At 47.2% G+C, this 15,139-nt stretch carries 16 protein-coding genes; 10 read left to right on the forward strand and 6 right to left on the reverse strand.

Going from position 1 to position 15,139, the window contains the following annotated elements:
• Nucleotides 1–5 precede the first annotated feature (5 nt).
• The 6 genes from EK374_RS05060 (at nucleotide 6) to EK374_RS05085 (ending at nucleotide 7,003) form a co-directional block, all read left to right on the forward strand.
• Nucleotides 6–1,286, forward strand: coding sequence for a PqiA/YebS family transporter subunit (locus EK374_RS05060; protein ID WP_127020731.1), 1,281 nt, complete (start codon nucleotides 6–8; stop codon nucleotides 1,284–1,286).
• Nucleotides 1,279–3,033: an intermembrane transport protein PqiB gene (gene pqiB / locus EK374_RS05065; RefSeq protein ID WP_127020733.1), complete on the forward strand. Its 1,755-nt coding sequence runs from the start codon at nucleotides 1,279–1,281 to the stop codon at nucleotides 3,031–3,033. Before EK374_RS05060 ends, pqiB begins: the two co-directional genes overlap by 8 nt.
• Nucleotides 3,033–3,596, forward strand: coding sequence for an ABC-type transport auxiliary lipoprotein family protein (locus EK374_RS05070; RefSeq protein WP_127020735.1), 564 nt, complete (start codon nucleotides 3,033–3,035; stop codon nucleotides 3,594–3,596). Before pqiB ends, EK374_RS05070 begins: the two co-directional genes overlap by 1 nt.
• Nucleotides 3,597–3,818: 222 nt before the next feature.
• Nucleotides 3,819–4,076 (forward strand): OadG family protein, encoded by a 258-nt coding sequence (locus EK374_RS05075; RefSeq protein ID WP_127020737.1) that lies wholly within the window; start codon nucleotides 3,819–3,821, stop codon nucleotides 4,074–4,076.
• Nucleotides 4,073–5,863, forward strand: coding sequence for a sodium-extruding oxaloacetate decarboxylase subunit alpha (gene oadA, locus EK374_RS05080; RefSeq protein ID WP_127020739.1), 1,791 nt, complete (start codon nucleotides 4,073–4,075; stop codon nucleotides 5,861–5,863). Before EK374_RS05075 ends, oadA begins: the two co-directional genes overlap by 4 nt.
• 9 nt (nucleotides 5,864–5,872) lie before the next feature.
• Nucleotides 5,873–7,003: a sodium ion-translocating decarboxylase subunit beta gene (locus tag EK374_RS05085; RefSeq protein ID WP_127020741.1), complete on the forward strand. Its 1,131-nt coding sequence runs from the start codon at nucleotides 5,873–5,875 to the stop codon at nucleotides 7,001–7,003.
• 31 nt (nucleotides 7,004–7,034) lie between these two features.
• Here the strand turns inward: EK374_RS05085 and EK374_RS05090 are convergent, their stop codons facing one another.
• Together EK374_RS05090 and EK374_RS05095 are read right to left on the reverse strand one after the other, a co-directional pair.
• Nucleotides 7,035–8,132 (reverse strand): anhydro-N-acetylmuramic acid kinase, encoded by a 1,098-nt coding sequence (locus EK374_RS05090; protein ID WP_127020743.1) that lies wholly within the window; start codon nucleotides 8,130–8,132, stop codon nucleotides 7,035–7,037.
• Nucleotides 8,132–9,439 carry a peptidoglycan DD-metalloendopeptidase family protein gene (locus EK374_RS05095; protein ID WP_127020745.1) on the reverse strand — a complete coding sequence of 436 codons (1,308 nt, stop codon included), beginning with the start codon at nucleotides 9,437–9,439 and terminating at the stop codon, nucleotides 8,132–8,134. The genes EK374_RS05090 and EK374_RS05095 overlap by 1 nt, the downstream gene beginning before the upstream one ends.
• Nucleotides 9,440–9,601: 162 nt before the next feature.
• On the opposite strand from EK374_RS05095, the gene tyrS reads away from it, so the two are divergent.
• On the forward strand, nucleotides 9,602–10,804 hold the full coding sequence (gene tyrS / locus EK374_RS05100; RefSeq protein WP_127020747.1) for a tyrosine--tRNA ligase: 1,203 nt from the start codon (nucleotides 9,602–9,604) through the stop codon (nucleotides 10,802–10,804).
• Nucleotides 10,805–10,856: 52 nt separating this feature from the next.
• On the opposite strand, the gene EK374_RS05105 is transcribed toward tyrS, so the two are convergent.
• Nucleotides 10,857–11,405, reverse strand: coding sequence for a MerR family transcriptional regulator (locus EK374_RS05105; protein ID WP_164731823.1), 549 nt, complete (start codon nucleotides 11,403–11,405; stop codon nucleotides 10,857–10,859).
• Nucleotides 11,406–11,572: 167 nt separating this feature from the next.
• Here EK374_RS05105 and EK374_RS05110 point away from each other — a divergent pair, with 167 nt between their 5' ends.
• On the forward strand, nucleotides 11,573–12,424 hold the full coding sequence (locus EK374_RS05110) for an SPFH domain-containing protein (protein WP_127020751.1): 852 nt from the start codon (nucleotides 11,573–11,575) through the stop codon (nucleotides 12,422–12,424).
• Between the two features lie 12 nt (nucleotides 12,425–12,436).
• Nucleotides 12,437–12,619 carry an Arc family DNA-binding protein gene (locus EK374_RS05115; protein WP_127020753.1) on the forward strand — a complete coding sequence of 61 codons (183 nt, stop codon included), beginning with the start codon at nucleotides 12,437–12,439 and terminating at the stop codon, nucleotides 12,617–12,619.
• Here EK374_RS05115 and EK374_RS05120 read toward each other — a convergent pair.
• Nucleotides 12,616–13,191: a TetR/AcrR family transcriptional regulator gene (locus EK374_RS05120; RefSeq protein ID WP_127020755.1), complete on the reverse strand. Its 576-nt coding sequence runs from the start codon at nucleotides 13,189–13,191 to the stop codon at nucleotides 12,616–12,618. The two genes, EK374_RS05115 and EK374_RS05120, sit on opposite strands and share 4 nt — an antisense overlap.
• A 104-nt stretch (nucleotides 13,192–13,295) precedes the next feature.
• Here EK374_RS05120 and EK374_RS05125 point away from each other — a divergent pair, with 104 nt between their 5' ends.
• A complete protein-coding gene (locus EK374_RS05125) occupies nucleotides 13,296–13,796 on the forward strand; it encodes an HPP family protein (RefSeq protein ID WP_127020757.1) in 501 nt (166 codons plus the stop codon).
• Here the strand turns inward: EK374_RS05125 and EK374_RS05130 are convergent.
• Both EK374_RS05130 and EK374_RS05135 read right to left on the reverse strand, forming a co-directional pair.
• On the reverse strand, nucleotides 13,753–14,664 hold the full coding sequence (locus EK374_RS05130; RefSeq protein WP_127020759.1) for an AEC family transporter: 912 nt from the start codon (nucleotides 14,662–14,664) through the stop codon (nucleotides 13,753–13,755). The genes EK374_RS05125 and EK374_RS05130 overlap by 44 nt on opposite strands.
• A 40-nt stretch (nucleotides 14,665–14,704) precedes the next feature.
• Nucleotides 14,705–15,025 carry a GIY-YIG nuclease family protein gene (locus EK374_RS05135; RefSeq protein ID WP_233280337.1) on the reverse strand — a complete coding sequence of 107 codons (321 nt, stop codon included), beginning with the start codon at nucleotides 15,023–15,025 and terminating at the stop codon, nucleotides 14,705–14,707.
• Nucleotides 15,026–15,139 lie beyond the last annotated feature (114 nt).

The raw sequence follows: 15,139 nt of genomic DNA on the forward strand, positions 1-15,139 counted from the left end.
TCTTTTTGTCTGATCTGGAGTCTGGTAAAGCGCCCCCGGCGCAAGCTGTTGCTGAACTGGTGCTGTGTCGCCACTGCGATTTATTGCAGCAATTGCCATTATTGGCTATTGGTCAGGAAGCGGCCTGTAGCCGTTGTGGTTACTTGCTTGATATGCGCCAGAAAGATCCTGTATTACGTCCGGTACTTTATGCCGCCAGTTCCCTGTTTATGTTGATCCTGGCAAACCTCTTTCCTTTTATTGGCATGGATGTGGCGGGTAACGTCCATATCATGAGTTTCTTTGACACCTCCTCTGTATTATTTAACGAACATCAGCAATGGCTGGCTGTGCTGGTCTGGTTATTTATTCAGGCGATACCGGCTTTTTGTATGCTGGCGGTGATTTACATCAAGCTAGGCATGGTGCGCCGTGTTCGTGGTCTGGTCTGGACTGCCCGTGTGCTTTATATGCTCAAACCCTGGAGCATGGTGGATATTTTCCTGATTGGTATTCTGGTCGCCTTTGTCAAATTGGTGGTCTATGCCGATATTTCGGTAGGAATGAGTTTCTGGGCCTTTTGCCTGTTTTGTCTGTTGCATTTGCGCACTTTTCAGGTGATAGACCGCCATGCCTTGTGGGAATCGATAGCTCCGGCTCCTCAGCCTGTGTCTGCTGAGTTTGCCGGACGCACAGGAGTGTCACTGAATTTAGCCAGTTGCAGCTGCTGTACTGCTATAGTGCCGCTGGAACAAAAACACTGTGGTCGTTGTGGCACTAAAGTGACGGCCCGTATTCCGGCCAGCTTGCAAAAAACTTTGGCCTGGCTGATCACTGCGACCTTGCTGTATATCCCGGCGAACTTGTTGCCTATTATGGAAACGGTGTCTTTGGGCAGCAGCATTCAGTCTACAATCATCAGCGGTATTATATTGATGTGGCAAGACGGTGCTTACCCTGTGGCTATTGTTATTTTATTAGCCAGCGTGGTGGTACCTGTGGTGAAAATAGTGGTGATGTTCTGGTTATGTTATTTAGCCAGTCATAGTGGGCATAAACGACAGTTACTGTCGACACGGGTGTATTTATTAGTCGACTGGATAGGCCGCTGGTCTATGGTAGATGTGCTGGTGGTGGCTATTCTGGCTGCGCTGGTTCGGTTTGATTTATTGATGGGCGTGTACCCTGGTATGGGCGCGATAATTTTTGCGACTGTGGTGATCACCACCATGCTCGCCGCTATGAGTTTTGATCCACGTTTATTGTGGGATCAACGGAATAAAAAAGAGGAGCAGCAGCGTGGCTAAGACGCAGGGCCGGGTGGCCGCGGTGAAAAAGATCCGACAATTATCTCCGATCTGGATAGTGCCAGTGATAGCTGTGGCTATTGGCATCTGGATGCTGTACTACACTCAAAAAAATCAGGGACCTGTGATTACATTAGTCACACTGAATGCTGAAGGCATAGTGGCGGGCAAAACTCAGATCAAAAGCCGCAGTGTGGATATAGGCCGGGTCGAGTCTGTACAGTTATCTGAAGATTTAAGCAAAGTACTGATCAAAGCCCGGATGGATCCCGGTATTGAAGCTTTATTGAACGAAGACTCGCAGTTATGGGTGGTAAAACCAACGGTAGGCCGTGGTGGTGTCAGTGGTTTAAATACGCTTTTATCCGGCGCCTATATTGAATTGCAGCCAGGTAAAGCTAGTGTACAAAAGTATTATTATGAATTGCTCGACAGTCCGCCTATAGCGCCTGCCGATGCACCGGGGGTACGAGTCACTTTGTTAAGTGATGATGCAACAGCTTTGGCCGTTGGCGATCCGGTGCTTTATCACGGTTACGCGGTAGGCACAGTAGAGACCAGTAATTTTGTCGCTGAAAAAGGCCATATGACTTATCAGTTGTTTGTACGTGCGCCTTATGATGCTCTAGTGACTGAAAATGTGCGTTTCTGGCAAGCCAGCGGTATGGCGTTGGATGTATCAGCGCAAGGCGTGCGGGTTGAATTGGCTTCAGTGGCGACTTTGCTCAGCGGCGGTGTGCATTTTGATGTGCTGGATGGCTGGCCTGTGGGTGATAAAGTAGCCAGTAACCGTGAGTTTCAGCTGTTTAAAAACCAAAAAGCCATCAAAGAAGGTTTGTACACCGAATACAACGAATATCTGATGTTCTTTGACGAGTCTATCCGGGGCTTAACTGCGGGAGCGCCTTTGGAATACAAAGGCATACGCATTGGTACTGTCGCTATGGCTCCGTACTTCTTTAATATGGATAACCCTTTGGATGTTGCCTTTAAACGCGGTATTCCGGTGTTGGTACGAGTTGAAGCTGGCCGTCTGGCAGGTGAGATGAGCCTGAAAAAGCTGGCGCAGGAATTAGAAACCGCAGTGCAACATGGTTTAAGAGCTGTATTAAAAACCGGCAGCTTATTAACCGGTGCTTTATATATCGAACTGGTGCAAACCGATGCTGTGATAGAAACGCCTAAAGTAAAAGTGGATGTGCCAGCTCTTGCGGATGCAGACGACTCTGAAAAAGTGCAAGTGGTAACAGCTCAGCCGCCAGAATTTTCCAGCGAAGGTTTTGTGCCTGCGCCTTTTGCGTTGGCGGATCATGCTGGTCTGAAAATTATGCCAACAGCCCCCAGCGGTTTAGCCAACATTGAACAAAAAGTGCTGCAGGTTTTGGATAAGGTTAATCGTTTGCCGGTGGAAGATGTGCTGGCACAAAGTTCTGCTACTTTGGCGCAAAGCGAAAAAATGCTGAAGAACGCAGAACAGTTGATCCAATCACTGGATCAACTGGTGAAACATAACTCAGTACAGCAATTGCCGGCGGATATTCAGCAGAGCCTGGCAGAACTGCGTAAAACACTGGCTGGATTTTCGCCTGGTTCACCAGCTTATGAGCGCTTAAATGGTAATTTACAGTCGATGGACCAATTGTTACGTGACTTGCAGCCTGTGATTAAAACTATGAACAGTCAAAGTAACTCACTGATTTTTAATGCCGATCTGCCTAAAGATCCAGAACCTGAGAAGGGTAACTAATGCGTTATTTAGCTTTTGTATTCTTAAGTCTGGCCTTGGCTGGCTGTGGCAGTTCTCCGTCTGAAATGCAATATTACCGCCTGCCCGCTGTGGCAGCCAAAGCGCCCGTAGTTGAGAGCGCTCAAGTACTGGTGATAGAACCTGTGATGGTCGCCAGTTATTTAAATAGCAACGCCCTGGTGTATCAGAATAACGAAGTCAATCTGCAGCTGACCCGCAGTCATCAATGGGCTGAAGCTTTGGACCAGCAACTGACCCGTAATTTACAGGCCCACTTATCCGCAGCTTTAACCGACTGGCGTGTGACTCAACAGGTCAGTAGTCCAGCTGACAGCAGGTTGACTGTGCAGGTCACTCAGTTTCATACCACAGCGGATGGTGTTGTATTGATCAGTGGTCAGGCGCATTTGCTGACCGGTTCTGTGGTGAAACAGTTACCTTTTGAACTGCAATTGGCTATTGCAGATGACGGTTATGACGAAGTCGTGAAAACTCTGGGCCAGGGCTGGAGTCAGGTTGCATCTCAGATCGCCACATTGGTTACCCCAGGCAAAGAGCCATGAATCCATCGTATTTTGCTATCAAAGATCAAACCGGCGTAAGCCGGTTTTTTTATATGTGTTCGGATGTTTGGCTGTCTAAACGTCTGCATCTGACATTTGTCAACCAGTTTATGTATTTTTTGTATAAATATCAGGCATCAGACAAAGTGATTAAGTTATGGCTTATATTCCGCTGTGAAAGCTGCTATTAATCAGTACAGATAAATAAAGGGGGATTGGGGGATGAATGCTGAGCAAGATGTCAGTGTTTTATTGCTGGATGCAGCGGCGTTAATGATTGTGGGTATGGGCGTTGTATTTGGTTTTTTGATGGTATTGGTATTTGCCGTACAAGGCATGTCCAGATTACTCCGGCATTCGGGCCCGCCTTTAACGGCAGAGAGTGTTCCGACGCCGCAGGCTGCCATTTCTCCTTCTGTCGTTGCCGCTATCAGCGCTGCTATTGAGCATCACCACAAACAAACTAAGGAAAGCAAATGAGCCAACCGTTATTACTGACTGAGCTGGTGCTCAGGGACGCCCATCAATCCTTATTAGCCACCCGCCTGCGTCTGGAAGATATGTTGCCTATAGCAGCCAAGTTGGATCAGGTGGGCTATTGGTCGATGGAATCCTGGGGCGGTGCCACCTTTGATGCCTGTATCCGTTATTTAGGTGAAGATCCCTGGCATCGACTGCGTGAGCTGAAAAAAGCCATGCCGAATACCAAACAACAAATGTTGCTGCGTGGCCAGAATTTATTAGGCTACCGGCACTATGCCGATGATGTGGTCGAAGCTTTTGTTGAACGTAGTTTTGCCAATGGTATAGACGTATTCCGTATTTTTGATGCGATGAATGATGTGCGTAACCTGCACACCGCTGTGGCCGCTGCAGTCAAGGTTGGCGCTCATGCTCAGGGCACTTTGTCTTATACCGTCAGTCCTGTTCATAGTATTGATGGCTGGCTGGATATGGCGATGCAGCTGGAAGATATGGGGTGCCATTCGATTTGTATTAAAGATATGGCAGGGTTGCTGAAACCTTATGTTGCAGAAGAGCTAATCACGCGTTTAAAAGAGCGGGTAAAATTGCCTATTGCGATGCAGTGTCATGCCACTACGGGTTTAAGTACCGCCACTTACCAGAAAGCCATAGACGCTGGCATAGATATGCTCGATACCGCTATTTCGTCCATGAGTATGACTTATGGTCACAGTGCGACTGAAACTATGGTGGCCATTACCGAAGGCACAGCGCGGGATACCGGGTTGAATTTAGTTTTACTGGCAGAGATTGCCGCTTATTTTCGCGATGTGCGAACTAAGTACGCTGAATTTGAAGGTTCGCTCAAAGGCGTCGACGCCCGGATTTTATTGGCTCAGGTGCCTGGTGGCATGCTGACCAATATGGAAAGTCAGCTGAAAGAGCAGGGCGCTTTAGACAAAATGGATTTAGTGCTGCAAGAAATTCCTAAAGTGCGTAAAGAGTTAGGTTATATACCTCTGGTGACTCCAACTTCACAAATTGTTGGCACTCAGGCGGTGCTGAATGTGCTTTCCGGTGAGCGCTATAAAACTATTACTAAAGAAACTGCCGCTGTACTCAAAGGCGAATATGGCACAACTCCGGCTGCGGTCGATGTTGCTTTACAGCAAAGAGTATTAGCTGGCGCTGAGGCTATCCTCTGTCGTCCTGCTGATTTACTACAGCCTGAGCTGGCGGCATTAACGGCTGAACTGGACAGCAAAGCCACAGAGCTTCAGTTGCAGCTGGCAGAGGCGAAGGTGGATGACGTACTTACTTATGCCTTGTTTCCACAAGTTGGTTTGAAATTTCTGCAATACAGAGGCGATGCATCGAAGTTTGAGCCAGCGCCTGGCAAAGCAACAAAGCAAACCGCAGTAACGCCAGACAACACAACGCAGTTGAAGGCAACAGCTTCAGCTGTCGGCCATTACAGTGTCAAAGTGGACGGCAGGTTGTATCAGGTGGAAGTAGGGCCAGCTGGCGCTGTGCAACAGATCAAAGCGGCTGTGGATGAAAACATTCCGCAGTCGGCCAGTATCCAGCCTGTCAGCACGCTAAATTCACCATTGGCTGGTAATGTGCTGGCGCTTAAAGTCAGTGTTGGCCAACAGGTTGAGGCTGGTCAGGTCGTACTTTTGATGGAAGCGATGAAAATGGAAACTGAAATACGTGCCAGTCAGGCCGGTACTGTCAGTCAAATTCATATCAGCGTGGGTTCTGCCGTCAGCACCGGACAGCTGCTGGTTAGTTTTAGCTAAGGAAACCTGATGGACGCTTTATTAACACTGATTGATTCCACTGGTTTGGTGCATCTGACCTGGCCTGCACTGGTGATGATGGCCGTAGGCTTTTTATTGTTGTATCTGGCAATTGCCAAAGGCTTTGAGCCGCTGCTGCTTATTCCTATTGGTTTTGGCGCCATTCTGAGCAATATTCCCTTGGCTGGGATGAGTGAGCCGGGCGGCTTACTTTATTACATTTATCACGTGGGTATTGAAACCGGTGTATTTCCGCTATTGATCTTTTTAGGTGTCGGAGCTTTAACGGACTTCAGTGCTTTAATCGCCAACCCTAAAATGTTGTTATTAGGCGCAGCTGCTCAGTTTGGGATTTTTTCTACCTTGCTGGGGGCTATAGCGCTCAATCTGGTTCCGGGTTTAAGTTTTACCATGAAAGAAGCTGCAGCCATTGCCATTATTGGTGGTGCAGATGGCCCTACCGCGATTTTTTTAGCCTCAAAACTGGCGCCCGAATTATTGGGAGCTATTGCGGTTGCTGCTTATTCTTATATGGCATTGGTGCCTATTATTCAGCCCCCAATTATGCGCGCTTTAACCAGTGTGGAAGAGCGCAAAATTAAAATGGCGCAACTGAGGCAAGTCAGTCAGAAAGAAAAAATTATGTTTCCGTTGTTGGTGCTAATTTTAACCTTCCTGTTTTTGCCTACCGCAGCGCCTTTGATTGGTATGTTTTGTTTGGGTAATTTAATACGCGAAGCCGGTGTGGTGGAGCGCTTATCTAAAACTGCTCAAAACGAACTGATTAATATAGTAACTATCTTTTTAGGCTTAGCTGTAGGTTCTAAGCTCAGCGCGGACAAGTTTTTGACCACTCAGACCTTAGGTATTCTGGTGCTGGGCGCTGTGGCTTTTGGTATTGGCACAGCTTCAGGTGTATTGATGGCGAAGCTGATGAATAAGTTATCCAAAGATCCGGTCAATCCATTGATAGGTGCAGCTGGTGTATCCGCAGTGCCGATGTCAGCCCGTGTTGCCAATAAAGTAGGCTTAGAGGCTGATCCTCATAACTTCTTGCTGATGCATGCTATGGGCCCTAATGTGGCTGGTGTGATAGGTTCTGCTGTAGCCGCTGGTATTTTGCTGGCGCTTTTACAATAAAGCCTGAGTTAAAAAAGGCTGTGGAATTTAGTTAGCAGCTAAATTCCGCGCCTAATACCACGGCTTTTCGGGCGCCTGTCACTTCAGGAATATTGCCCGGAATTTTCTGGTCGTAAGCATAAGCCAGCCAGGCAAAAGCCATAGCTTCCACATCGTCTGCTTTCACACCTAAACTGGCGGTTTGCTGAAGTTGTACAGTAGGGAATAACTGCTGCAAATCGCTTATTAGTACTTTGTTATATGCACCACCACCACAAACAAATAACTCAGTTATCGCTTCATTAACCAGCGCAATTTTGATGCTTTGGGCGGTAAAGCGGGTCAGCGTACGCTGCACATCGGCTGGATTGTAGTTTTTACCTTGTAGCTTGCCTGCCAGCCACTCTGAGTTGAAATACTCTCTGCCTGTGCTTTTGGGGCCTTGTAACTGAAAGTAGGGATCTGCCAAAAGAGCTGTTAATAAATTCTGTTGTATCACGCCAGAGGCTGCATATAGGCCATCTTTGTCATACAAACCTAAGCCTTGTTGCTGGATCCAGTTGTCCATTAAACCATTGCCTGGGCCAGTATCAAAACCACGCACTGGCTGCCCGGGGTGTAGCAAAGTGACATTGGCGATACCGCCAATATTCAGAATAGCGCGATAGCTGTTAGGCTCCGCAAAAATGGCTTGGTGAAAAGCCGGAACGAGCGGCGCACCTTGTCCACCATAGGCCATATCTTTACGACGAAAATCGGCAATAACCCGAATGTGCGTTTCTACCGCCAGGCGGAACATATCACCAATCTGATAAGTAAAAGGCAAGCTGGCGTAAGGGCGATGCCTTATGGTTTGACCATGACAACCAATAGCGCTTATTTGTTCAGGGCTAACTTTGGCTTTAGCTAATAACTGTTTGACTGCATCGGCATAAGCCAAAGCCAGTTGTTGTTCCACTAAACCCATTAGTTCAAGTTCGTCCGAGCCGGATTGAGCCAATTGGCTTAGCTGCTGGCGTAATTGTTCAGGGAAAGGGCAAAGCAGGGAGTCGACTAATTGAGGAAAACGGCTGTCGCCAAAACGAACCAGCACCAGATCGATTCCATCGAGACTGGTGCCGGACATTATGCCTATATACAAGCTGGACATTACTCAGCAGCGGCTACTGTGATCCGCTCGTGGCTCTGCATTTGTGCTATCAGCTGTTTGGCTTCATTGACAAAAGCGATACGTTCACTGGTAGATAAAGCATCTGCCTGAGGTAACTTCACTGTACGTGGATTACGGTGCACACCGCCTACCACAAATTCATAGTGCAAGTGAGCGCCAGTCACGCGGCCAGTTGCGCCTAAGCGACCTATCACCTGACCTTGCTTCACATTTTCACCTTGCTTCACATCACGTTTGGATAAGTGCAGGTACTTGGTGACTATATTGTTTTTATGCTTGATAAACACATAGTTACCGTTTACGCCGTTACGTGTAGACGCAATAACCTTACCATCACCAGCCGCCATAATAGGAGTACCTACTGCAGCAACATAGTCGACACCATTATGAGGTTTTACTTTCTTTAACACTGGGTGTAAACGGCGAGGGTTAAAATTGGAGCTAACATACTGGAAGCTGACCGGGGCTCGTAAGAAGGCTTGTTTAGTGCCTTTACCGTCCGGCTTGTAAAAGGCGCCGTCTTTGTGACGAACTGCCTGATAAGTCTGACCTTCGTTTTTAAACTGTGCAGCGAGAATATTACCGTTACCAACAAACTGACCGTCGGCATAACGGGTTTCAAAAATCACGCTGAAACTGTCACCGGCTTTAATGTCTAAACCAAAGTCGATGTCGTAACTGAAAATATTGTTGGCAAGAGTCAGCATCTGAGCTTCAGTTAAACCTGCTTCCAAACCTGCGTTCCAGAAGGAGCCATTGACCACGCCGCTGACAACTTCAGTCCGTGTTTCCACTTCTTTAAGCAATTCTTCAGCAGCAAACTTACCATTGGCAGTGCGCTGGACACGTAAGGTTTTAAGGTTGTTGATTGGATACCGAATTTCCTGCAGCTTGCCCTGATTATCTAAACCGAACTCAATTTGTTCGCCAGGGAAAATGCGGGTTAAGGTTTTGACTGGCTTGCCCAGTTCCAACACTTCCAGCATCGCGGCTTGATCTAATTTGGCTTTGCGGAAAATTGCCGACAGAATGTCGCCTTTTTTCACATCAACAGTCACCCACTCCAGTGAGTTATCTTCGTGTGGCAGAGTGGCCAGCTGTTCAGCTGCAATTTTCTCTTCCACCAAAGGGATATCAATACTGTATCTTTTTCCAACTTCCAGCTCTGAAGTTTCTGTAGTTCTGGAGGCTGAAGCTTGTTCTGACGGGATCAACAGCATAACGGCAACGATGCCGCTTAAAGCGCCGATTAATAACCGATGTTTGATAGGCAAAGAAGAAATCATAGAAAGCGCATCTCTTATTATTATCAGACAAACCAATAAAAAAATGAGCATATAACGATTTTTTGTGCGATGCCACACTTTTGTTGGTTTGATCTAAAGAAATGTTTCAGTAGAATGCAGGCTTGGAATTTTGCCAAATACAAAGAGATGTAGGAGTAGACCATGGCTCACTGGGAGCAGGCGCTGGCTGAGATAAAACGCGGCTGCGAAGAGATTTTGTTAGAAGAAGAGCTGATTGCCAAGTTAAAGGAAGGAAAACCTTTAAAGATCAAAGCAGGTTTTGACCCAACTGCACCAGATTTGCATTTAGGTCACACGGTTCTGATCAACAAATTACGTACCTTTCAACAGCTGGGCCATGATGTCATTTTCCTTATTGGCGACTTCACCGGCATGATTGGTGATCCAACAGGTAAAAACGTAACGCGTAAGCCGTTAACCCGCGAAGATGTGCTGGCTAACGCACAGACATACAAAGAGCAGGTGTTTAAGATTCTTGATCCGGCCAAAACCCGTGTGGCTTTTAACTCCGAATGGATGGAAAAGTTAGGCGCGGCTGGCATGATCAAACTGGCAGCACGCCAAACCGTAGCCAGAATGCTGGAGCGTGACGACTTTAAAAAGCGTTATGCCAATAATCAGTCTATTGCTATACACGAGTTTTTATACCCGCTGGTACAAGGTTGGGACTCCGTTGCTTTAGAAGCTGACATCGAAATGGGCGGCACCGATCAGCGCTTTAACCTGCTGATGGGTCGTGAACTGCAAAAAGACGAAGGTCAGCGCCCACAAACCATCATTATGGTGCCGTTGCTGGAAGGTCTGGATGGTGTGCAGAAGATGTCCAAGTCCCTGGGCAACTATATTGGTATCACGGACACGCCGGGCGAGATGTTTGGCAAAGTGATGTCCATCAGTGATGAGCTGATGTGGCGTTACTACGATTTGCTGAGTTTCCGTCCTATTGCTGATATTGCAGCTCTGAAGCAACAAGCCGCAGAGGGTCGTAACCCACGTGATATTAAAATTGAGCTGGCAAAGGAAATTATTGCCCGGTTCCACGATGCGGCGGCAGCTGATGCAGCGGAGCAGGATTTTATCCAGCGTTTTCAGAAAAATGCCTTGCCGGACGATATCCCTGAACTGACTTTGACTTTAACAGCAGACCGCATCCAAATTGCTAACTTGTTAAAAGAAGCGGGTCTGGTGGAGAGTACCTCGGAAGCCCTGCGTATGATTAAGCAAGGCGCGGTTAAGCTGGACGGCGAAACTAAGGTGGAAGACAGCAAAATGGAATTCGCCAAAGGCAGTTGCCATATCTTCCAGGTGGGTAAACGTAAATTTGCTAAAATCAGTCTGGTTTAACCGCTGATTAACTCTAAAAGACCGGCTTCGATGCCGGTTTTTTTATGTTTAATCAGCTTGCTTGTCGTAAGCGGGCAAAAAGCAGCTTTTGTAATTCAGTCTTAAATTGCAAAGGCTCAAAAGGCTGCTTTAACCAAATCACCTCCATTGCCAGCGCTGGCTGTGGATCTTCGGCGGACAACAGCGCTAGTTTAACCTGATGTCGTGTCAGCTCCTGTTGCAGCATGGGCATATCAATACCTTGCTGATTGGCCAACATCAGCACCAGTTGGGGTTTCTGCTCGCCCATCATCAGCAAGGCATCAACTGCGTTGCGGGCATGTTGTAATTCAACCGGGAAATGCCATTGCTGGCATAACAACTGTAATAACTTGAAAAGATCTGCATCAAGGTTGACACACAACAGATGGGCTAAAGGTTGCAACCCCTGTCTTTTATTTAACAGGCTCAGTAGCGACTGCTGCACTATGCGTCTGTGTCCACCCGGTGTTTTCCAGGCACTGAGCAAGCCTTGCTCGACCCAAAGCTGGATAGTGCGTACTGAGACGCCTAAAAGTTTTGCGGCTTGTCGGGTGGAAAGAAGTTGATGTTGCTCTGACATAATAACTTTTCTGATTTGATTGTTTTTATCATATTTATCAAATGAGGTTGTGTCAATGCTGCCTCTCTTTTTTATCGTCGATCGCATGATTTTTATACTTGTTTTCTTGTTTTTTTTTTAAATGCAGCTAATTTGATATTAAATTGATATCAAATTAAGGGGTCGCGATGAAAGAGTATCTGGCAACAAGCCGCAGTGGTTTAATGATGTTAGCTGTGCTCCCGGTAGTTTTTGTATTATCCGGTTTTGCTTTGGTGGTATTAGGTGGACCGCTGAAACTCATTGCCATACTGGCGCTTATTTTGGTTGGTATAGGTTTTTTGGGTTTTTATATGGTGCAGCCTAATCAATGTGCTGTGTTGCAGCTGTTTGGAAGGTATGTAGGCTCGGATTTGCAGACAGGCCTGCGTTGGGCCAATCCGTTTTACAGCAAACAAAAAGTGTCGCTGCGAGTGCGCAACTTTGAAAGCGGTAAACTGAAAGTGAATGATCACAGCGGCAATCCGGTGGAGATTGCGGCCGTTGTGGTTTGGAAAGTCGTAGACAGCGCTGAAGCCGTATTTGAAGTGGAAGACTATGAGAACTTTGTCAGTATTCAAAGTGAAGCAGCACTACGCTTCTTAGCCTCAAGTTATCCGTATGAAGCTGCAGATGATATAGACATTAGCTTGCGCAGCAACGGACCTGAAGTGACAGATTTGCTTAAAGGTGAAATTCAGGCGCGTTTGGACAAAGCAGGTGTAGAAGTACTGGAAGCCCGTATCAGCCATTTGGCTTATGCGCCAGAAATTGCCAGTGCCATGCTGCAGCGTCAGCAGGCAAGAGCTGTAGTGATGGCACGTCAGCAGTTGGTTGAAGGTGCTGTTGGTATGGTTGAGCTGGCGTTAGCGCGTTTGTCTGAGAAAAACATGGTGCAGTTGGACGAAGAACGCAAAGCCGCTATGGTCAGCAATTTGTTAGTGGTGCTTTGTGGTGATCATCAGGTACAGCCTGTGATCAATACCGGCACTTTGTATTAAGCGGAGCGCTAAGTGTCTAAAAAAGCTTTTGCATTACGTATTGATGAAACAGTGCTGCAGGCTTTGCAGCACTGGGCTGATGATGAGTTTCGCAGTGTAAATGGCCAGATTGAATATGTATTACGCGAAGCGCTAATTCAAGCCGGCCGGCTGAAGAAAAAGCCGCCGGCCGAGCCCGCTGCAGAGCCGGATTAGCTTAAGGCCCTAAGTAGTAACAAGGCTTGTTTTTTAGCATGCTGAGCTACAGTGGCATCCGCATGCAGTAAAGCCATACTAATGGCACCTTCTTTCAGTAACATCAAGCCATCAAGCAATAACGACTGCGTTTCCGCTGTCAGCTGATAGCTTTGCAGCTGAGTGTTCACTAAGTGTTTCACCTTGAGTTTATGCTGAGCGCACCGCTGCAAGACAGCACTGTCTGGTCCATGGTATTCAGCTGCACAGTTCTGAAAATAACAGCCAAAAAAAGGCCCTAAGACTTGCGCCTTGCCTTCAAACCATAGGGTTAATGCATCAAATAGTTTGTCTACCGGACTTGCTGGTTCGGTACTATTTAACTGTTGTTCCAGCCACTGATAAAAGCGCTGATGCCGAAGCTCCAGTGTGGCCAATAACAACTCGTCTTTGCTGACGAAATGGTGATACAGCGTTTTTTTGGCAATAGCAGACTGTTCTAAAATCTGATTAATACCTACAGCATGCACACCATCGCGGTAAAACAACATTAAGGCTGTTTCTACAAGCTGCTGTTTTTTATCCTGTTCCATAAAAGCCCTCAGCATATTGGATACTTAGCTTGACACAGGTAGACCAGTCTGTCTACAATGCAATTCATTGGTAGACAGACTGGTCTACTTTCTGAGGTGGTACTATGACTGAACATAAAATCTGGGTGCAAGCTCTGCTAGCTGGTTCCGGCGCTGCGCTGGTGATGGCGTTGTTAGCTTTGCTGCAACAATGGCAGCAGTTATGGCTGGTCGCACCTTTTGGCGCTACAGCAGTGATTTTGTTTGCCTTGCCGGGTAGCCCGCTTGGTAAAGCAAAAAATGTCATAGCCGGACATTTTTTGGCGGCGCTGATTGGCCTGAGTTTTGTACATGCTTTTGGTTTAACCGTATGGAGCTTGTCCATTGCTGTGGGGTTATCTATAGGTTTAATGGTGTTGTGGAAAATTACCCATCCACCAGCAGGCGCCACTACCTTACTGATTATGTTAACGGCGCCGGACTGGTGGTTTTTACTCAACCCTGTGCTGACAGGCTCTGTGTTGATGGTAGTGGTGGCTCATTATTATCATCAAAGCCATAGGAAAGGCCACCAACATCTGGTTAAACGTAAAGCTGCAGCAGTGCATACCAAAGCGGAAGACTGATAAAACTCAGCAGCAAACCCAAACCAACCAAAGCTGGCACTAACCGCAGCGCCAGCCCTGCGCCAATAGCGATAGCACCGGCAGATACCATAGGCGGCATAGCGGCTTCAAACACGACCACCTGAAGTAATAATGGGTCTGAGCTGAACAGGCTTAAAAAACCTAATGCAAGCAATGGCATTAAAACCAGCTTCACACCCAATGCAAAGATCAGCGGTTTAGCTTCTTTATTGTCCAGTTGCAACCTGAACTGAAAACCTACAGCAATCATAATGACTGGCACTAAAGTAGCGGCCAGGCTGTCGAGCACTAAACTAAAAAATGCCGGGTAAGGAACTGATTTCAGACATAACGCCACGACCAACGCAACAAAAGAAGGGAAGGTCAGTACGCGTTTAATTATTTGGCTTGCAGTAGGTGTGGCCGCATTCGGGTTATACCAGGCCGCTAAAATAGTGGAGTAGGTCGCCAAAGCTAAAAAGGAGCCAGCCTGATCGTAAATCATGGCGTAAGGCAAAGCCTGGTCGCCAAAAAAGGCTTCGACCATAGGAAATCCCAGAAATGAAGTGTTACCCAGAGGCAATACCACCAGCAAAGCACCGACAGTGGTTTTTTCCCAGTGCCAGATTTTCCCAGCCAGAATAATTAATCCCGCCACTATAACCAGCAGTACCCAAGGCGTGATGGCGGGTAACCAAAGCTGATTTGAGAATTCTAATAACGGAATTTTTTGCAACACTAAAGCGGGCAGCGCCACAAAAAGCACAAATTGATTCAGCACTATGCCTGTTTCTTGTGGAAACTGCGGTAGCTTGCGTAGCAAAGCACCTATACACAAATACACCAGAACTAAAACAAAACTTTCCATGAAGGCTCCTTATTCAATGCGCAGTGTAGTCGGTAGCCTGTTATGTGCCTATGCGACTTTCGCCTGATAGCTGTTGCAGCAAGTCCAGCTGTTTGGCCGCTTGCTTGAGCAACAACTCTTTATCCTTTTTCGTCCATTGTTTTAGCTGATATTCCAGCTTGCTGGCTGAAGAGCGGCAAGGCATAGGGTAAGTGAAGGCTAACTGCAACGGGCCTTTACCTTTGAGTGCTTTAGCCCCTCCTGTTAATTCACCACTATGCTGGCGTAAACGTCGCTCCGGTTGGGTGCTGATCCCGGTATATAAAGCCCCTGTTGCGGTCCGAACCATATAAACAAACCATGGGGTTGATACTGCAGTCATGCCTTGTCCTGCCTATTCTGCTACACTAGCGACGATCTATATCCTTCGTACTTGAAGCTGCAGCTTTGTTGACTGCAACTCTAGGTTATTGGGGTATAAAGGTTTGATAGTCGC

The sequence above is a fragment of the Rheinheimera mangrovi genome (genome assembly GCF_003990335.1).
Lineage (GTDB): Bacteria > Pseudomonadota > Gammaproteobacteria > Enterobacterales > Alteromonadaceae > Pararheinheimera > Pararheinheimera mangrovi.